The following is an 18,786-nucleotide window of genomic DNA, read 5'->3' as shown; positions in this document are numbered from 1 at the left end:
TCCGCCTCGATGTGACCTCTAACGGCTCACGTCCCGCCGGACGGCAAGGAGTGAGCCATGAACGAATTTACCCCCGTCGTAGCGGGCGACGATGCCGTCGCTATCGCGCGTATCCTTGCCAATGATCACGTCGCCGATGTCGTCGAGGCCCTGAACCGGGAATCTCGCGATACCGCGATAGAACTGCTTTGCGAAATGCCGTTCGAGCGGCTCGTCGAGATCTTCGACCAGCCTGAACTCGACGGCGCCTCCGATCTGGCCGAGGCGCTGCCGCGCGCCAAGGCGTGCAAGCTCCTGACCGCCATGTCGGTCGACCGCGCCGCCGATATCCTGCGCGAACTGGACGAACCGGCGCGCTCCGAGCTGCTCGGCGGGTTGGTCCCGCCGCTGCGGGCAACGCTGCTTTCCATTCTCGGCTATCCCGAAGGCAGCGCCGCCTCGATCATGACGACCGAATTCGTCAGCGTGCCGTCGGACTGGACCGTCGGGCGCACGCTCGACTACATCCGCAAGGTGGAGCGGACGCGGGAGACCGTCTACGCCATCTACATCGTCGATCCAGACACGCATGTGCTGGTGCGCTCGACCGGCCTGCGCCGGCTGATCACCGGCGAGCCGGACGATCCGATCCTGTCGGTGGCGCCGGATCGCGCCCCGGTGACGGTGACGCCGCTGACCGATCGCGAAACACTGGCGCAGACGATCTCCAAATACGACCTGCTCGCGGTTCCCGTCGTCGACCACGGCAAGATCCTCGGCATCGTCACCATCGACGACATCATCGACACCATGATCGAGGAGACGACCGAGGACGCGCATCGCTTCGGCGGCATGGAGGCGCTCGACGAGCCCTACATGAAGATGAGCTTTCTCGCCATGATCAAGAAGCGCGGCGGCTGGCTGTGCGCGCTGTTCATCTCGGAGATGCTGACCGCCAATGCCATGCAAAGCTATGAAGGCGAACTGCAAAAAGCGATCGTGCTCACTCTGTTCATCCCGCTGATCATGAGCTCGGGCGGCAATTCCGGTTCGCAGGCGACCTCGCTCGTCATTCGCGCGCTGGCGCTGCGCGAGATCGGCCTTCGCGACTGGTGGCGGGTGGCGTTACGCGAATTGCCCACCGGCTTCGTGCTCGGCGCCATGCTTGGCGTGGTCGGCATCTGCCGCATCGCGCTCTGGCAATATATGGGCTTCTACGATTATGGGCCGCATTGGCCGCTGATCGCGGCGACCGTGGGGGCAGCACTCGTCGGCATCGTCACCTTCGGCTCGCTGTCGGGGTCGATGCTGCCGTTCGCGCTGAAACGGATCGGCTTCGATCCGGCGAGCGCCTCGGCGCCGTTCGTCGCCACGCTGGTCGATGTCACCGGCCTGGTGATCTATTTCTCGGTGGCGCTGGTCATCCTGCGCGGCACTTTGTTGTAATAAGCTTCAGGCCTCCCATCGCGGTGGCAACAGCGGCTGCCATGGGGGGTTCTTCAAGATCGAGCGCGCGGGCGTCAATCGACCCGCACGCCGTTCTTCACGCGGTAGGTGGGCTTGTACATGGTGACCAGTTCCTCCGCTGCCGTCGGGTGGACGGCCATGGTGCGGTCGAAATCATCCTTGGTGACGCCGGCCTTCAGCGGAATGCCGAGCAACTGCGCCATCTCGCCGGCGTCCGGCCCGAGGATGTGCGCGCCGAGCACTTTTCGCGTGGCGCCATCGACCACCAGCTTCGTCAGCATCTTTTCGTCGCGGCCCGACAGCGTGTGCCGCATCGGCCGGAATGTGGCGCGGTAGATTTCGATATCGGAGTAGCGCTTGACGGCATCGTCCTCGGACAGCCCGACGGTGCCGATCTCCGGCTGTGAGAAGACGGCGGTCGGAATGGTGTCGTGGTCGGGCGCGGTCGGATTGCCCTTGAATGCGGTCTCGATGAAGCACATGGCTTCGTGGATCGCCACAGGCGTCAACTGCACGCGGTTGGTGACGTCGCCGATCGCCCAGATGTTGTCGATGTTGGTGCGGGAATACTGGTCGACAACGATGGCGCCGGTTATGCCGAGCTCGATACCGACGCCTTCCAGGCCCATATTCTCGGTGTTTGGGAGGCGGCCGATGGCGAGCATGACCTGGTCGATCGTCAGCACCTTGCCGCCGGTGACCAACGCATCCAGCCTGCCGTCCGGCCGTTTGCGGACCCATTCCGACACGGCGTGGCAGAGGATCTTGATCCCCTTCTTTTCCATGGTTTCGTGCAGCATGTGCCGCAGGTCCATGTCGAAGCGCGACAATATCTCCTTGCCGCGATAGACCAGCGTGGTGTCGACGCCCAAGCCATGGAAGATATTGGCGAATTCGACGGCGATGTAGCCTCCGCCCTCGATCATGATCGCCTTCGGCAGTTGCTTGAGGTCGAAAACCTCATTGGAAAAGATGCAATGCTCGTGACCGGGCAGCGCCGGGTGCGGCGCCGGCCGGCCGCCGGTGGCGATCAGGATCTGGTCGGCGGTGACGGTGCGGTCATCGCCCAGGAGATGCACGACATGCGGGTCGACCAGCATGGCGCGCGAGTGGAACGTCTCGCCGCCGGCGCCTTTCACGTTCTTTTCGTAGATCGCTTCCAGACGGGCAATCTCGCGGTCCTTGTTGGCGACCAGCGTCGGCCAGTCGAAGCTCGCCTCCGGCACCGTCCAGCCATAGCCGGCGGCGTCGGCAAAATGCTCGGGAAATTGCGAGGCATAGACATAGAGTTTTTTCGGCACGCAGCCACGGATGACGCAGGTGCCGCCATAGCGGTATTCCTCCGCGATGCCGACACGTTTGCCGATCGCTGCCGCTACGCGCGCCGCCCGAACCCCGCCGGAGCCGCCGCCGATGACGAAGAGATCGTAGTCGTAGCCGGCCATGCTGCTGTTCCTTGCCCCAAGAAATGTTTGAGACAGGTAGGCTGCATGAAGCCAAAAGAAAAGCCCGGTTTCCACCGGGCTTTCTGGTCCAGCGGCAAGGATGCCGGTGGCGAAATCAGACGTCTTAGTTCTTCGGCGCTTCCGGCTGGTCACCGTCTGCGGGCGCATCGCCGTCGGCAGGTGCAGCGCCATCGGCGGGGGCAGTTGCGTTATCCGGCGCAGGCGCGGCCGGAGCAGCGGCCTTCGCGGCGGCTGCCAGCGTTTCGCCGACCTGCTGGGCGAGATCGCGCGCCAGGCCGTTCTGCCAGATGTCGGCGGCTTTGACCAGTTCGCGCGTCACGTTGGGGCCGTTGTCGAGCAGCTTCTTGCCGGCATCGGAATTGTAGAAGGCGGCGATGTCGGTGAGATCCTTCTCGGAGAACACCTTGGCATAGGCGAGCGCTGCTTCCTTCTCCAGATCGGCACGGCGCGAGGCCAGCGCCAGTGCCTTTTCGCTGACGGTCTTGCCGATCAGCTCCTGCATATCAGGGTTCTTCTGGATGAGCTGCTGCTCGAGCGAGGCCGCCGCTTGCGGCAGGATGTTGTCGAACGAGTCGGTCGCGTGGATTGCCGTGACCGCCGCCCGTGCCGCCTTCAGATGCGATTCCGTGATCTCCTGCGAGAACGCCGGGGAAGAGAAGGCGAAAACGGCCGAAGCCGCCAGAACGGCGCAAAGATTGCGAACCCGGTTATGCAACATCATGATCGGTAGAACTCCCTGGTTTTCGGGCGGCATGGACTGTTTGGATGCCGTCGCCGCCGGCGATGATGGCCGCTGACGCCAGCCCGATGAAAAGACCATGCTCGACCACACCAGGAATGGCATGGAGAGCATTAGAAAGCGCTCTTGTATCCGGAATGCGGCCAAAAGATGCATCGAGGATAAAATGGCCGCCGTCTGTAACAAAAGGCTGGCCCCCCGTCATCCTCAATGTAACCGGGCCGGAAAGGCCGAGACTTTTGGCCGCTGCCGCGACCGCGATTTCGGTCGCGCACAGGCCGAATTGGTTGACTTCGATCGGCAAGGGAAACCGGCCAAGGGTGTCGACCATCTTCGAGCGATCGGCAATGACGATCATGCGCTGAGATGCCGCCGCGACGATCTTCTCGCGCAGCAGCGCGCCGCCGCCGCCCTTGATCAGTGTCAGCGCCGCGTCGATCTCGTCGGCGCCGTCGACGGTAAGGTCGAGCTCGGGCGTTTCCTCAAGCGTCGACAGCGGCACGCCAAGTTCGCGGCAAAGGGCTGCGGTGCGCTCCGACGTCGGCACGCCGATGACGGTCAAGCCCGCGGCGATCTTTTCGGCCAGCAGCCGCACGAATTCGTCGGCCGTCGTCCCGGTGCCGATGCCGATGCGCATGCCGTCGCTGACATGGGCAAGGGCTGCCCGCGCGGCCTCGACTTTCAACTGCCTCGCATCCATGCTCGCCCCAGGGGTTTGGCTTGGTTCTGATTTTTCTGGATGCGCGCTCCTAGCACTTTTGCCCGCAGGGTCAAAGACTTTGGCTCGCACCGGCTTGCCTGAAAGAAGCGCAGCCGCTATCGCCTGCCTGCAATGCATCAGCCACAGGACAGGCCATGACCCAACCGATCATCGTGTTCGACCTCGACGGGACGCTGATCGACACGGCGCCGGATCTGCTCGACAGCCTCAACCACAGCCTTGCCGCCAGCGAGCTTGCCGCTGTCGACGAGGCCGGCTTCCGGCGTTTTGTCGGCCAGGGCGGACGGGTGATGATCGAGCGCGCGCATACCGCGCAGCAGAAATCGCTGGCGGTGGAGGAGCACGACAGGCTGCTGAAGGTGTTCCTCGACCACTACACACTCAACATCCCCGGCAAGTCGCGCCCCTACCCCGGTGTCGTCGAAGCCATCGCCCGCTTCGAGAAGGCCGGCTATCTGCTCGCCATCTGCACCAACAAATATGAGGCGAATTCGAAAGCGCTGATCGAGGCGCTCGGCCTGACAAAGCATTTCGCCGCGATCGCCGGCCAGGACACGTTCGCCTTCCGCAAGCCCGACCCGCGCCATCTGACCGAGACCATCCGGCTCGCCGGCGGCGATCCGCATCATGCGCTGATGGTCGGCGATTCGCACATCGACATCGACACCGCCAAGGCCGCCGGCATTCCGGTCGTCGCCGTCGATTTCGGCTACACCGACCGCCATGTCAGGGAATTCGAGCCATCGGCGGTGATTTCGCATTTCGACGCGCTGACGCTCGACCTGGCGGAACGGCTGATTGCAGCGGCGGCCGGCTGAGCGAAACGGGGATTCCGCGGCAGCGCCTGTCCTCGGCTATTTCAGGCACAGAAGGCCGGCGCATCTCCTTGACTTCACGACCCTGCCTCCCTTATATCGCGGCTCGCTTGGCCTTCGGGCAACGAGCGGGCGATTAGCTCAGCGGGAGAGCACACCCTTCACACGGGTGGGGTCGCAGGTTCAATCCCTGCATCGCCCACCATCTTTCTTTCCCTGAACAGCGCACTCCAAGCCAGCACTCCTAGCAGCTGCAACTCGCCCCTTCCCCACCAAAATTCTTCTGCGCGAAGTTCAAGGCGCTTGAGTAGCTCGTGTAGCTCTGGAACTGGCAGACATCGGAGCCGTTGCGCACCTTCATCTGCTCGAGATCCCAGAACGAAACCTCGATGTGATCGTTGGCGCAATAGACCGTGTATTTTTCAGGCTCCAGCGCGTTGGCTTTCTGCAGCGGCATGGAGACGGCTGGAATGCAAAGCGCGGAAAGTGCAAGCATGACGGCGTGACGCGTGCGCATGTAAAAACCTCTGGAGTGAGAACAGCCCGTATTTGTCGCGACGATAGTGAGCGGCGCATCGCGGCTTTTTTACGCGCCCTTGTCTTCGCCCCGCTCGGGCCTTCAGTGTTTCTATATGCTGGTCCATATCTCCAATGTGTTGGCCTTGATGATCGGCACCGCACGGGCTGTCACCAGTCGGCCAGCGGCAACCGTGAGGTCGGCGGCCAGCAGTTCGGCGGCGCCACGGTCGGCGTCGTTGTAGGGGTTGTAGCGAACTTCGTTCTTGCCGGCGGCAGCGGCGACACGTTCTTCGCCAGGGTTTGGAATGCCCCAGCCCAAGGCCCGCATTTTTGCGGAAAGCGCCCCGGCGTCCTCGCGCGCCATGCCGGCGAACTGGACGTAAACCGTCTGTGGGCTCTGCTGGATACGCAGCCGGTCCTTCAGCGTGTTGAGTGCGTTGCGATCCTGCTCACCGACAACAGTCTGGCCGTCGGCTGCCGAAAGGGCGAGATCGGCAACCGCCCGGCGCGCGCCGGCAAACACAGCCAGCCAGTCCGGGCGTTCCCACAATTCAGGCGGTACCCCAAGCAGGGTCTCAAGCACGTTGCGGCGCCCCGCCGGTGTCAGCCCGCTTATGCTTTGCAGGCCGGCCATCTCGACGAGAGCCGCGACGACCTTCTGCCGTTCGACCACCGGAAGGTCTGCGTCTTCGAGGACGGCAATCAGGTCACCGCGCAGTGCATCATTTGCGCCGTCGAGCAGCTTGACGCGAGCCGCCAGTTCGTCAGCCGCGGTTCCATTGGGGCCGCGGTTCTTCAGTGAATCCGTCCATTCGATGAGAGGGTCGAAATTGAGGCTCGTGAGCCTTTCAAGCTCGGCAACCGGGAGCCGATACTGCTCGACGTTGAACGCCCCCGTAGCGTCGGCTGGAATGAAGAACGCATCGACCTCAAATTCCGGCTCCCTCACCTCTCCCTTCACGGCCGCCGACACCGAGGACACCGCGAGCTTCCAATAGGCATAAGGGACCGGCACGCCGTCGACCGGCTGGTCCGCGGGCCGGAAGACAGGACCACTGAAGATGGTCACCCGATTGGCGAGCGGATTGTGCTGCGAGCGAACCCAGTTTTCGAGCGGCACCCATCGGCTGCCGTAGAAAGTACGCGGCTGCGGCATCGTGTTTGGCAGGAAAGAGGCATACTGCGCCAGCTTGAGCGCCGCCGTTGCCGGATCGCCGGCGAACTCCGGACCCCAGGCGATGTCGCTGGCACTTGCAAATCGCGCCGCCAGCCAGGGCCGGTCCGCGCGAAAGTACCAGTTGGGACGAGGCTGGTAGTCGACCGACAATCGGCTGTCGGGTTTCAGTCTGCTGGCGGTGAATTGCAGCGGCAACCTCTGCGACCGATCCAGGTTGACGGCCGAATAGATGGCCATGCGATGAGTTCGGCCCATGACCAGCGAGTAGTTGATGTAATCAAGCGGCGGCGCCACGGCGTCGTTGGCCAGGTCGTCGGTTATCCTGGGCAAGCCGATCGTGGCCCCTATGAAATCGACCTTGTATCCCGAAAGAACGTTAGGCTGTTTGTCTATGTCTTTGCCAAGCAGCGGTTCAAGCGCGGCGCGCAGCGGCGCCGGCAATTGGTCGAGCGCGACCTCGCCGCTTTTGACCTGCCCGGCCAGCTCGACCAGCACCCCCTGTCGCAAATCGGGCGCCAACTTGTCCAGGGACACGCTGCCGAGTTTGAGCTGTTCGACCACAAGCAAGATCGCGGATCGCAAAGTGGCCTGCGTGGCTTGCTGCTCGGCCAGCGTCTTGGCGGCGTCTTCCGCCTTCTTCTCGGCAACGGCAAGTGCAGCCTCGGCTCGCTGGCGTGCGTCTTCCGTCTTTTCAAGGGCGGTGGAAAGCTTTCCATTGAGCTTTGCGACCTCACTCGCCGTCGTCTCGGCATCCTTGCGCGCGTCAACAGCGTCATTTCTCTGGACGTAGGCGAAATAGGTGGTTGCCCCAAGGATCGCGGCCAGGATGGCAAACAGCGCGATCAATATATTCTTGCTGCGATCGCGCTGCTTCTGGCTGTCGGTCTCCGCCTTGGCGCTCGCCTCGACGAACTCGGCGATGTCCGGCCCCTGCGGCAGCTCCGCCGCCTCCTTCAGCGCTTCGCCGCGCAGGAGATAGCCGGGATAGCCGGTGTTCTTCCATTGCCGCGCCTGGGCGGCCACGCGAATGCGAAAGCGCTCGGTCAGCTCGTCCGAACTCAGTTCGTCGTCGGATGCGAAGCCGTCGCCGGATTCGGCACCGTCTTTGGTCGCGACGGCCATTGATTCAGGAACGGCGATGGCGACCGTTCCTGAATCGTTGATTTCACGCGATGCCGATTCGGAGTCAACCGCGACGGCAATTGGCTCTGTTGTTTCGAGCCCACCGCCACCTGCGAAAGACGCGAGCCGCACCGGGCTGACGTCGGCTGAGGTGATGCCCGGCCGCGTGACTAGTTCGGCGGACCAATAATCGAGTATGCGCTGCGCCGCGCGCCGGTCGGATTCCCGCGCGATGGTGCTGCCGGCGCGCCGTGCCTTGGCCAGGAAGTCGCGGATGGCCTGCGCATCGGGGGCCGTGTTGTCGATGCTGGCTTCCGTCGTCTCGGCGCCGGCCTTGTCGCTGCGGCTCATCGATGGGTCGACGGCTTCATTGCTGCTGGCGATGCGCATCAGCTCGAGATGTGCGATCCGGATGTCGCTCAGCGAAATAAAATCGGCCGGAGTTTCGGTCTCCGTGCCTGTCGCAAGTTCATCGCTCATGGCCCCAGGTCCTCAATGATCTTGTGCAAAGGCGTGCTGACGCGGACGATCGAGGCGCATTCCGTTTTCAGCGCCAGATCGACCTGGACGAAGCGTTGCTGGGCCTCGTCCCGATAGGCTTCGAAGGCAAGGATGAAGGCGGTATCGACGGTCTCGCGCGATAGCTGGTCGTTGACGTCGGTGGAGTAGTCGACGAGCGTCGCCCGCCACGCTCCAGTGGGGTCGAGGTCGGCAAGAACCTTGACCTTCACTTCCAGGTTTCGCCACAGCGGCGAAAACTGGAACGGCAGCGACTTGTCCGCCGCAGCGCCCCCTTCTATCGGCTCGATCATGTCGGTAAGGCTGGCCAGCTTGTTGTCGATGTCCTGCCATAGCTTGTGCTCGACGACGCGCGCATAGATGGTCGAGGACAGCACCATGATCGCGTCATGCGCGGCCTTGATCAAGGGCACGGACGGCTCTTCTGCAGGAAGTTTGCCGGCTATCGTATCTAGACCGGTGGCCAAAAGTCCGAAGGGCAGGTTCTTTGCCGTGACGAAAATCTGCTGGTTGAGCCGCGACGGCACGACGCGCAGCACGGTGCGCACGTCAAACAGCGCGTCGTAGGCGTCCGGAGACTTGTTATCGATGGCAGCCTGCAACTTGATCGCAGCCGCCTTGAGGTCGTCGAGCCAGGCCTGCTCGATATCGTGAAGCGCCGGCCCCGCCGGCAGTTCCATGACCGACTCTCCGATAGAGACACAGAAGAGCTTCAATATTTTGAGGAAATTGCGCATGACGCGGACCTGCTCCAGGTCGGCCCCCATGTCGCGGGCGGCGACCAGCAGGTTCTGGAAGCTGCCGATGCCGTATTGAAAACTCTGCAGATGGTCATGCAGGTCCTTGTAGGTCTTGAGGACATCGATCTGGCTGGTGACATTGGTGAGGCCGTTGTCGGCGGCAAGCGTGGCCTGAATGTCCTTGGACTGCTGGTTGACGGCGTTGAAGCCTGCGAGCGCGGTGTTGACCCGATCGTCGGTCGTCATGCCGGGCAACTCGGCCGTCGGTTTCTGGCCCGCGGCGAGTTCGTCCAGATAGGCCTTGAACCGGGCCGCGCACTGCGGATTTTGCGCCACGACGGCAGTCATAAGCGCCTGCGACAGTTTATTGGTCAACGCATAGTCAAGGATGTTGAACCAGACTGTAAGCGCCGCCCCCTGGAGGTTGATGGCGCCAGCGACGATTCCAGCGTCCTTGGTTACCTGCAACCAATCGGGAGGCAATGGGTAGAGATCAGCCAGTTGAAGCCTGAGGTCGAAATAGGCGCTGATCTCTGAACTCCCTGGTGTTTGGTGTCTGGCGTTATAAACCGTCACATCCGAAAAATTTTACATGCCGTAGTCCCAAATCGCCGCGCATCGAGCTGCGCCATCGGTCTGCATAGCTCACCATCTACACAGGCTTGGCCGCGAGGTCCTGGATGATGGTGTCGATCGCAATGCCCTCGTTGCGATAATATGTGCTTTTGGTAGGCGCGTTGGGCTCGGTGAGCCAGCCTCCGCTGTGATGCAGCGCAATCAGGTTCCAGTCGGTGTCGAAGACCGGCGAGCCCGACGAACCCGGCAGTGTGTCGGTCAGATACTGGACGCGGCCGCCGCCGACGAAGGCCACGACATTGGCGACGAACGAAATCTGTTTCTGCGCACCGCCGGGATGCTGGATGATGTTGACATGATCGCCGGCCTTGACGGTCATGGGTTTCAATTCCAACTCGCCCCATTTGGAGGCATCGCCCTTGATGCGGACGGCGGACCAATCATTGTCCTTGGAGGTACGAAGAGGCACGGCGGTGTCGATGTCGAACTGGTCGAGCGGCGCGTCGAGCCCGGCAACGGTGCGCTGATAGTTGAACTGGACCACCGTGCCCGCCAATGAAGCGCCGTCAGGCAAGACATGGTTGTTGGTGATCAGTATCCCGCCGGTGGTCATGAAGCCGGTGCCGGAGCTGCCATCCGCACGCTTGATGCGCACCACCGATCTTGCCCTGACAAGGCCGAGTTCGAGATAGCTGATCGGCACCAGCGTGCTCTTGTCGCCAAGGATTTTTTCGAGCTGGGCCGGCGCCGTCGCGCCGCTCCAATTGGCGGTCGCGGGGCCTTCGACCGGCGGCGGCGGGGCGTGCTGCTTTGCCTGCAGCAGTGCCTGGTCGCCGGGATTCTCATCGAGTGCAAAGGCGACGAGGTCGTCGGCCCTGGTCTCCTGCTTTGCGCGCTGGACAATCGCAAACCAGTTGTTGATCGCCTTGTTGTCAAAGGCGATCTGGGCCGTCGAAAGACCGACACCTTTGGCAACACGCACGCCGTCGCCGATCATCGGGTAAAGGTTGGCGAGGATGCGGTTGAGACTGTTCAGTTCGGATTGCGTCCATTCGGTCATGGGATTCCCTCCGACCCTAAGCCTTCTTCTTCCGCTTGCGTGATCCCGCGCGCATCGCAATTTCGGTGCCGCGAACCGTTTCGTACTGGTCGGCGTCGATCAACGATTGGTCGAAGGTGATGCCGGTCATTTCGGAGATTTCGGTCAGTGGGTACATGGCGCCGATGAATTCTTCGGAGACCGTGAACTCCAGTTCCGTGTCCGACAGATCCTGTTCGAGCACGAAGCCGTAGCTGGCGATGCCGTCACTGACGCGGGCGACCACCACCTTCCAGAAGCGGCGCGGCACCGGCGCGCGGAGACTGGTGCCTTTGGGACCCTTGCCGGCAAAGGTCCGGTCGTCTTCGGCGAGGACCGGCCCGGCGAAGACGCACAGCCGCTCGCTGGCCGCCTCCGACAGGACGTGGTTCTCAAGATCGCCCCAGTTCTTCTCGCCGCTGTCGGAGCGGTTGTAGCCTTCGACCTGGGGCGAGCAGTTGGTGACATGGAAGGAGCAGACATTGCCCCTGAGCAGCAGCTCGAAGGTGCTGCCCCAGGCTACGTCATCGCGCCTGACGATATGACCCTTGTCGAAGGCGCCCTGATCCTGGGTGTAGAAGACGTCGGGGATCTGGTACTTGTCGTCGAGCCGCAGATCCGGGAACCAGCGCTCGCTGAACAGGCCGCCGCGCGAATAGTTGCGGCCCTTTTCCGGCTCGCGCAGATTGCTCTCCTCGGTTACGTTGGAGGCGGTGAACAGCGCAAGCCGCCGCTTGGCGTGCATCTTGAGCGAAAAATTCTGGTAGTCGAGTTGCGTGCCGCCGGCCTTGAGCGGCGCCAGCACGGAGAGGTCGGTGGCCTCAGGCATCGGCACAACGACCGGCGCGAGTTTAGTGCCGCCAGAGAGAAATTTCTCGTCGTAGCCCTTATAGCCGGCATAGTCCGCGACCGTTTTGGGAACGAATGCGCCGCCTGGAGGGGTCGACTTGGCCGCTTCGAGCTCGACCGATTCCGTGACCGCTTCATGGGCAGGCGTTGCGCCGAGCGAGACGGTGATGCGCAACGGCACTTCGAAGGTGACGCTGCCGCCTGGCGAAACGACGACGCCTGCCGATGAAGGCGTCTGGGTGGCGACGCCCGGGATCTGCTTGACGCCGCCGGCTTCAACCAGGTTTACGCCCTCGGCCGGCGACCCACTGTCCGCCTTGTTCCACCATGCGCCCCAATCGTTGGGGCCGCCGCTGGCGGCGCCGGCGAAATTGAGGCCGAGGTCGACGACACGCTGGTCCTTGGCCAGCGCGCCGGTCGGCACGGCGTAGTTACGCTCGAGATAGCGGCCGGCGAAATGCAGCGCCACGACCTCGCCGGTGGCGAGGTTGATCATGGCGGTGCCGGAGTTGCCGCCAGTGGTCGAGCAATCATGTGTCGCCGCGCTGACGATCTTGCCGAAACTCTCCGTATCGAAGCCGCCCTGCAGCATGCCCGGTTGCAGGCGCTTGACCTGGAAACGATTGCGCATGAGCTCGTTCTGGACATCGACCGCGTTGCGATTGTCGAACGCGGGATAGCCGATGGCGACGACTTCCTGGCGCAGCATATCGCGCGCGTCGGCGACCGCGAGCGACAGCGGCGTGATGTTGTCGGGCAGGCCTTCGACTTCGAGGATCGCCATGTCCCAATAGGGATGGATCATCCGGACATTGCGGATCTTGAAGACGTTTCCCGCCGCCGAATCGCGCTTGAAGTCGATGCCGGCGGCGCGGCCGTTGATGAATTGCAGATTGCGGTCGCCAAGGCCGTCCGCAAATATCTGCGCCACATGACGATTGGTCATCAACAGGTTGCGGCCGACGACGAAGCCCGTGCCGCCGTAAGGGATATTGGTGTTCCACAACAGTTCGATACGCCCGATCGCCGGCAGGGCGGCTTCGATGCGCTGCTTCAATGCGGCCTCGCTGGTAAGCTTCGTCCACAGCGAATGGCCAGGTGTCGGAGCGCCGTCGAAAGTCAGCGTCGTAAAGGTGCCATCCTTGATGTCATAGACCGGCCGCAACTCCGGGATGATTATGGCTTCCAGATCGGAAAGCTGCTCGGGCGCGACTTCGGCGCCCCGCGCGAGGCTCTCCATGCCAGCGCGCGCCGATTCAAACGCCGCCTCCGTCTTGCCGGCTTCCGCAGGCGCAAGGGATTCCAGAGCGCCGCCTGCCATCGTCTCCACGTTGCCGAGGACCGATTCAGTCTCCTCGCCCCCGGTGACGAGATCGAGATATTGACGGATTCGCTGCTCTCTGCTGACCGGCATAGTCGCCCCCAAAGGTTCTGTCGAAGTAAATGACTGTATTGCCCCATTTTAGACTGGTGCAATTCTGATTGGCAGGCAAGGAAACAAATCAACTCGCGTCGAAGATGACCGGAGTGCAACGTCGGCATGTCTCTTTGCCGCAGTCGCTCGCGCGGTGTATGACGCTCGCATTATTTCAGCGATGCCGTATGTGATCTCCGTCACAGACGCTCACGCTGTTTGCGCCCAGCTATCGCAACAGGCGGAAAGGCCATTGCGGCCGCTCGGTTTTACAGAAATTTTATCACCTAACCATTTTAATCAGTTGGCGCCTGCACGCGCGGCTCCTCCCGCCGCGCGTGCAGACGGCTTTCCGCCCGGCACGAGCCAGGCACTGGGCGCGACCACTGCGCCACGCCTTTATAAGGCGTAATCGCAAGGAATGAACGCCGGCCTTTGACGCGGTGCACTCTTGCCTTAGACTTCGGCCCTTAAACTTCGCCGATTGCGGCAATTGGGAATTTGGAACATGGCTTTTGGCGGCCCCAACGACAGAAACGATCTGCCGCGCCTGGCACGCATCGATCCAAAGCTGTTCGATATCCTGTTCAGCGGCTGCAAGGTCGAGCGCTACGCCGCCGGCCAGCATCTATTCGTTCAGGAAGATGCCGCCGACCGGATCTACGGGGTCATGAGCGGCACGGTGGAAATCTCGATCTATTCGCCCGGCGGGCAGAAGCTGGTGGCCAATATCGAGCTGTCGCGCAGCCTCGTCGGCGAGATCGGCGCGCTTGACGGGCGGCCACGCACCGCCACCGCCATCTGCCTGACCGCTTGCGAGCTGGTTTCGCTCAGCAGGACACAACTATTTGATCGCATTGAGAAAAATCCACCGCTGGCACGCGCGATGATCGAACTTCTGTGCGCCCGGCTGCGCTGGGTCAGCGGCGAACTCGGCGACCAGGCCTTCTTCGGCATCGAGGCGAGGCTCGCCAAACGCCTGGTCTTCCTGGCCAAGGTGATGGCCGACAGCGCCGGCTGGATTCCGATCTCGCAATCGGAACTCGGAGAGTTCCTCGGCGCCACGCGCGAGTCCGTCAACAAGACGCTCAACGACTGGCGCAACCGCTCGTTCATTGCCATCAAACGCGGCGGCCTGCGCATCACCGACACCGGGGCGCTGCGCCATATCGCCGAATCGCAGGACGACGACTGACGCCGAATCAGAGCCGCGAAATCAGATATCGCAACGCCGAGCGGCTGGGCATGAAGAAATACCCACCCCCCTTGGTGGTGACGAATTGCGGCATGTCACGGAGCGTCGTGACCTTTTCCCATGACGGAATGGTGAACCTGCCATCGCCGCCGCGCGAACCAATCGTCGGGTCCTTTTCAGCGACGAGGCCCTGGAACGTGGCCGACGAAACCCAGGTCTGCTGAATGAATTCGTACTGGCGCTCTATGTCGGCGTTGAGGCACATGAACAGCAGCCCCTTTTCGACCTTGCCATTCTTGCCGTCCTGCTTCTGATAGGTGCGGCCGACCCGCAGGATACGATGGCGCTTGCCGATATTGATCTGCGTATCGCGGTCCTCACCCAGCGAGTCGCGTGGGTTGGAACGGCGAATGTGGGCACCAAGCGGGCAGCGATGGCCTTGCGGATCCTCGGCGCCAGCGGCGAAGTTGTTGTCGATGACGCGTCCCGGATGATCGGGGTTGCGCACCAGCGAGCTACCGTTCTGCCAGCGGCCGAGCATCTTGGCGGCAATCCAGTCTTGCGTGATGGCTTGGTTGCCGAGTTGGCTCGCGACCAAGGCTGCAGCCTTTTTGCAGTAGTTGTTGAAGACGTCGACGTGCTGCTCGAACTGGCGAATAACCAGGAATGAACCGTTGCGCCCGAAATCGCGCGGCGGTGGCGGCAGGCCCGGAATCAGCCGGCTACGGCGCACCTGCGAAAGGATTCCAGTCCGATCGCGTGATGCGCTTACCGAGGGCGAGGCTGGATAGAACCCATGCTCATCACGATAGCCGAACAGGAACTCGCCGGGCGCGACCAGATGCATGGGCGCGGCGCCCCTGCTGGCGCGGGTCGTGCCCCGGACAATCGGCTGCGAAATCCCGTCCGCGAAACCGAAATGCTCGTAGGCTGGCCCACGTTCCGACCGATCGTCACGCTTTGCCCCGTCGGACGATTTCGTCTTCGTGTCGGTCGGACCCCGGTTTACGGCGAGCGGCAGTTCGGCGACGACCTTCATGCCTGCACCGGTCGTCTTTCGTCTCACGGTGGCAATCTCGGTCTTCAACCGTCCCGGGTCTTCAGCATAGCAGACGATGACCAGGTCCACAGGGTTCTCCAGCGACCCCCACTCCCATTCGTCCGGGCCGTCGCGGCCTCGGTCGTCCAGTATGCGCCCACGCTCGGGGTTGCCCATGCCATGGCGAAAGGCGATCGGAAATGTTTCCAGTGGATCGCCCTCCACACCCTCGTCGAGCCCAAACTGCCGCAGGCCACCGGGACCAAAGGCGACTATCATAGCGCGCCCGGCGGGCCTGCCTTCGCCGAAACTCGTCTGCTCGACGACGAAATCGAGCCAGGCTCTGCGCTTGGGCGCCGGCAACTTGTCCGGCACCCGGATCGCAAGCATATGCGAATAAGCGAGCGGGCCGAGCGGGCCGAAGAAGATGGACTGGATCTCGCCGGTTTCCAGCTGCTGTTCGAGAGGCGCCGGAAAGGCAGAGCTGATATTGGCCAGCAGCGAAGTGGTCTTTTGAACGGTGGTTGTTTCGCTCGCCGGGCGCCGTAGCGAACCGAACAAGCTCAGCCAGTCGCGCGCCTCGTTGCCGACGGCGGAAGCAATGCCGCGCCTGACCCGGGAATTGATCCGGATGCGCTCTGTGTTGATTTGGGGATAGGCGGAGTACCAGAACAGGGTCGGCACCTGCTGGCGCCGCGCCCAGCGCTTGAAACGATCGCCGTCGCGCGCGCCGTCCAGGAACAGCCATCGTGTGCGTGGATAGCCCACGGTGTTGCTCCACACGCCGGTCAGGCCAGCGGACGCCTTGGCGATGAAGTCCTCAAGATAGCTTTCCCAGCTGCCGCCGTAGTTGGAGAAGAACATCAATCGGTTGGAGCCGGGCAGCAGTATCCAGCGGGCGAAATGGATAGTGTTGATGGTGTTGAGGAAGCCTGGCTTGAATACCTTCTGGGCAGCTATCGAGATCAGGTAGAAAGAAGACCTGAGCGCCAGCCGCCGCAGAATGCCGGCCTTCATCGTCGAAATCGCAGTCAGATGGTTTTGTGCCGCGTGGCCCTCCTTGACGAGTATCGCGTTCAATTCAGATATGCCGATCGATGTGCTTTCCGGCCGATCCCTGTCCTCGCGGCGTCGCAGCGCCAGCAAGCACGAAAACGCCAGCAGCGCCGCTGCCACCAACACTCCAAGTCCCGACAACAGAAGTGAGGTGATTGCTACCGCTATGGCGGTGAAGGAGATTTCCTGGGAACTGATGTCGATAGATCTGCCGAACACCACACTGTAGGTCATGTACCAGCAAGCAGCCCAGATGATCGCCACCGTGACGAAGACCGGTGGTACCAGCAACGTCGTCATCAGGGCACGGCCCCAATGACCCGGCGGCTTTTCCAGCAGGCTCTCGGCCGGCTCGAACGCCCAGGCAAACGTCCCTAATGACTGGACATGCTGGCGAACTTCAGCGAGCACGGCAGGAGCGTTGCCGGCGCCTTTGCGTGGCCGCTCGACGATGTCGCGCACGGCTTCGAAAAGCTGCTGCTCGGCCTTGATACGCTGGACCGAGTGCCCCGGCGTGCCCGAAAACACCAGTCCGGCATTGCTGCCGAAGGACGGCGATATGTCGACATTGTGCTTGCGCAGGAAATCGTTCAATGCGCCGCCATCGCGCAGATCGCAGACATCCTTGAAGATCGGCCGCAGCCGGTGCCCGATGGCGTGCGTGACCGCATCGATGACATCGTCGATGCTGCCGTCACCGGAAATCTCGAGAACCAGAGCTCCTTTTTCCCGACCGGAATCAGCGCCGATCTCGCCGGTGCCGACCACGGTCAGGCTGGTGAAGTGGACGGTGCCGGCAATGTCGAGCGCGGTGCGGATATCTTCGACGGCCGGGTTGCCGAGGCTGGCAACCTTGTCGCGGACAGCATCCAGCGACGCGGATCGGGTGACCGGGCAGACCACCGTCACCATGGACTGCGTTACGGTGCGGCAGAGTTCTGCCCGTTCGAAATCGACCTTGAGGGTTTCGGGATAGGCGCCGATGCGGGTCATCCGCCCGGCCTTGCCGGGCATGCGGCGCACGCCCTGCTTCTGGAACAGGGCGCGCAGGCTTTCGCCGATCTGGATCCTGGCGATCTCGGCGCCGATGCACTGATGAATGCCGTGGCCGAACACCATGTAGTCGCGATGCGGGCGCGATGTGTCGAACTGGTCCGGGTTCTGCACGGCGTCCGCATCGAACATCGCCGACAGCGTCGCCGGCATCACCACCGTGCCGGCTTTCACCAGGCGCTCGCGGCGCGTGCCCTTGCCGATGATCGCGTCGCGGGCCGTGTAGCGCCAGGGGCCGACCCAGATCGGCTTGAAGCGCATGGCTTCAAGGACGGCCCTGTCGAGCTTGGCGGTATCGTTTTCGGCCAATGCGGCATCGATAGCCTGCCGTGCGTCGGGCCGCGACAGGATCACGTCGAGGCAATTGCCGGCGGCCAGCACATTGGTCGGGACGAAGCCGGCGATCATGCCCAGCATGATCGAATTGAGGTCATCCCGCGACAGGCGGCCCTGATCCATCTGGACAACCAGCCTCGCCAGCGGTTGCTCGGCCTTCAAGCCCCGGTCCCTAGCCGACTGGATGGAGCGATCGATGACTTTGAGAAGACGGTCGCCCGCCACCACTGCGAGTTCGCGCATGACGGGGCTCGCCGTCGGGTCCGAAAAGAACAGCGCACTCAGCGCGATCGCCCAGTCGGCGAATTCGGATTCATCGTCCATCTCGACGCCGAAATAATCGCGGCAGATGTGCACCGGGACGATCTTCATCAACCTGGAGATCGCATCGAAGCCGGGGCTGGCGCGCGTCATGATCTCTTGCGAATGACGCGCCGCGATCGGCCTGACGGCGGCTTCGACCTCGGCCGGCGGGAATGCACTCAGCACCGACGATTTCATGCGCCGGTAGTCGGCGCCGTCCTGCATGCCGAGGATGAAGTTCGATCCGCGGGCAAGCTCGGTCATTTCCGGGCCGTATGGGGTCTGGAATTCGTCGCCGCGCTCCAATATGTCGCGGACATCGGCGTTCTTGGTGACCACCAGAACACCGAAGAGCTTGCCGGTCGGGCGGATACGCCGCAACAGGGAAAGCGCCCAGCGGGGGTCTTCGGCCAGAGACCCGACGATGCGCGCAATCAGCCCTGTCTTCCGGATCCGGCCGAGATCGAAGGGCGGCATTTCCGACAGCGGGCGCTGGTTTTTCTGGGCCGCGCGAATAGCGTCGAAATACTTCAGTTTGGTCATGCGCGTTCAAGCCCCCCGGCTATCCACGTTATTGCGATGCCGGCCGTTCAAGGCCTAGGTTTGCATCGGTTGCACGTATG

General features: G+C 62.7%; 12 protein-coding genes and 1 tRNA gene. 4 read left to right on the top strand and 9 right to left on the bottom strand.

Translation table 11 applies throughout. From position 1 onward, the window contains the following. The first annotated feature begins 57 nt into the window (after positions 1-57). Positions 58-1,425 carry a magnesium transporter gene (gene mgtE, locus NKI64_RS25055; RefSeq protein ID WP_023714200.1) on the top strand — a complete coding sequence of 456 codons (1,368 nt, stop codon included), beginning with the start codon at positions 58-60 and terminating at the stop codon, positions 1,423-1,425. Positions 1,426-1,499: 74 nt separating this feature from the next. On the opposite strand, the gene gor is transcribed toward mgtE, so the two are convergent. The 3 genes from gor to rpiA form a co-directional block, all read right to left on the bottom strand. Further along, complete coding sequence (gene gor, locus NKI64_RS25050) at positions 1,500-2,891, bottom strand: glutathione-disulfide reductase (RefSeq protein ID WP_023668978.1); 1,392 nt, start codon at positions 2,889-2,891, stop codon at positions 1,500-1,502. A 124-nt stretch (positions 2,892-3,015) separates the two neighbouring features. Further along, positions 3,016-3,633, bottom strand: coding sequence for a DUF2059 domain-containing protein (locus NKI64_RS25045; RefSeq protein ID WP_023668979.1), 618 nt, complete (start codon positions 3,631-3,633; stop codon positions 3,016-3,018). After that, positions 3,620-4,351 carry a ribose-5-phosphate isomerase RpiA gene (rpiA, locus tag NKI64_RS25040; protein ID WP_023668980.1) on the bottom strand — a complete coding sequence of 244 codons (732 nt, stop codon included), beginning with the start codon at positions 4,349-4,351 and terminating at the stop codon, positions 3,620-3,622. Before rpiA ends, NKI64_RS25045 begins: the two co-directional genes overlap by 14 nt. Positions 4,352-4,506: 155 nt before the next feature. On the opposite strand from rpiA, the gene NKI64_RS25035 reads away from it, so the two are divergent. Together NKI64_RS25035 and NKI64_RS25030 are read left to right on the top strand one after the other, a co-directional pair. After that, entirely contained in the window at positions 4,507-5,190 is a 684-nt protein-coding gene (locus NKI64_RS25035; protein ID WP_023668981.1) for a phosphoglycolate phosphatase, read from the top strand. A gap of 127 nt (positions 5,191-5,317) precedes the next feature. Next, positions 5,318-5,392 (top strand) — tRNA-Val (locus NKI64_RS25030). Positions 5,393-5,431: 39 nt separating this feature from the next. Here NKI64_RS25030 and NKI64_RS25025 read toward each other — a convergent pair. The 5 genes from NKI64_RS25025 to NKI64_RS25005 form a co-directional block, all read right to left on the bottom strand. Further along, positions 5,432-5,704 (bottom strand): hypothetical protein, encoded by a 273-nt coding sequence (locus NKI64_RS25025; RefSeq protein ID WP_023696133.1) that lies wholly within the window; start codon positions 5,702-5,704, stop codon positions 5,432-5,434. 111 nt (positions 5,705-5,815) lie between these two features. Further along, complete coding sequence (locus tag NKI64_RS25020; RefSeq protein WP_023736610.1) at positions 5,816-8,485, bottom strand: DNA/RNA non-specific endonuclease; 2,670 nt, start codon at positions 8,483-8,485, stop codon at positions 5,816-5,818. Next, positions 8,482-9,612, bottom strand: coding sequence for a hypothetical protein (locus NKI64_RS25015; RefSeq protein ID WP_155921533.1), 1,131 nt, complete (start codon positions 9,610-9,612; stop codon positions 8,482-8,484). Before NKI64_RS25015 ends, NKI64_RS25020 begins: the two co-directional genes overlap by 4 nt. Positions 9,613-9,916: 304 nt before the next feature. Beyond that, positions 9,917-10,900: a trypsin-like peptidase domain-containing protein gene (locus NKI64_RS25010; protein ID WP_023688493.1), complete on the bottom strand. Its 984-nt coding sequence runs from the start codon at positions 10,898-10,900 to the stop codon at positions 9,917-9,919. A 16-nt stretch (positions 10,901-10,916) separates the two neighbouring features. Continuing rightward, on the bottom strand, positions 10,917-13,181 hold the full coding sequence (locus NKI64_RS25005; RefSeq protein ID WP_352670663.1) for a DNA/RNA non-specific endonuclease: 2,265 nt from the start codon (positions 13,179-13,181) through the stop codon (positions 10,917-10,919). A gap of 508 nt (positions 13,182-13,689) precedes the next feature. Between NKI64_RS25005 and NKI64_RS25000 the strand changes: the two genes are divergently transcribed. Then, positions 13,690-14,376 (top strand): Crp/Fnr family transcriptional regulator, encoded by a 687-nt coding sequence (locus NKI64_RS25000; RefSeq protein ID WP_023682508.1) that lies wholly within the window; start codon positions 13,690-13,692, stop codon positions 14,374-14,376. Positions 14,377-14,383: 7 nt separating this feature from the next. Here NKI64_RS25000 and NKI64_RS24995 read toward each other — a convergent pair whose 3' ends face one another. Next, positions 14,384-18,706, bottom strand: a complete 4,323-nt coding sequence (locus tag NKI64_RS24995) for a cytochrome P450 (protein WP_352670660.1) — start codon at positions 18,704-18,706, stop codon at positions 14,384-14,386. Positions 18,707-18,786 lie beyond the last annotated feature (80 nt).

Source organism: Mesorhizobium sp. M0478, from assembly GCF_040321305.1.
In the GTDB taxonomy this organism is placed as follows: Bacteria; Pseudomonadota; Alphaproteobacteria; order Rhizobiales; family Rhizobiaceae; genus Mesorhizobium.
The sequence above is the reverse complement of the archived record's forward strand: the minus strand, read 5'-3'. Positions and strand labels throughout refer to the sequence as shown.

What these genes read in the sequence shown, in the direction of transcription:
- mgtE (WP_023714200.1), top strand. Translation starts at nt 58, where the DNA reads ATGAACGAATTTACCCCCGTCGTAGCGGGCGACGATGCCGTCGCTATC.
- gor (WP_023668978.1), bottom strand. Translation starts at nt 2,891, where the DNA reads ATGGCCGGCTACGACTACGATCTCTTCGTCATCGGCGGCGGCTCCGGC.
- NKI64_RS25045 (WP_023668979.1), bottom strand. Translation starts at nt 3,633, where the DNA reads ATGATGTTGCATAACCGGGTTCGCAATCTTTGCGCCGTTCTGGCGGCT.
- rpiA (WP_023668980.1), bottom strand. Translation starts at nt 4,351, where the DNA reads ATGGATGCGAGGCAGTTGAAAGTCGAGGCCGCGCGGGCAGCCCTTGCC.
- NKI64_RS25035 (WP_023668981.1), top strand. Translation starts at nt 4,507, where the DNA reads ATGACCCAACCGATCATCGTGTTCGACCTCGACGGGACGCTGATCGAC.
- NKI64_RS25025 (WP_023696133.1), bottom strand. Translation starts at nt 5,704, where the DNA reads ATGCGCACGCGTCACGCCGTCATGCTTGCACTTTCCGCGCTTTGCATT.
- NKI64_RS25020 (WP_023736610.1), bottom strand. Translation starts at nt 8,485, where the DNA reads ATGAGCGATGAACTTGCGACAGGCACGGAGACCGAAACTCCGGCCGAT.
- NKI64_RS25015 (WP_155921533.1), bottom strand. Translation starts at nt 9,612, where the DNA reads ATGACTGCCGTCGTGGCGCAAAATCCGCAGTGCGCGGCCCGGTTCAAG.
- NKI64_RS25010 (WP_023688493.1), bottom strand. Translation starts at nt 10,900, where the DNA reads ATGACCGAATGGACGCAATCCGAACTGAACAGTCTCAACCGCATCCTC.
- NKI64_RS25005 (WP_352670663.1), bottom strand. Translation starts at nt 13,181, where the DNA reads ATGCCGGTCAGCAGAGAGCAGCGAATCCGTCAATATCTCGATCTCGTC.
- NKI64_RS25000 (WP_023682508.1), top strand. Translation starts at nt 13,690, where the DNA reads ATGGCTTTTGGCGGCCCCAACGACAGAAACGATCTGCCGCGCCTGGCA.
- NKI64_RS24995 (WP_352670660.1), bottom strand. Translation starts at nt 18,706, where the DNA reads ATGACCAAACTGAAGTATTTCGACGCTATTCGCGCGGCCCAGAAAAAC.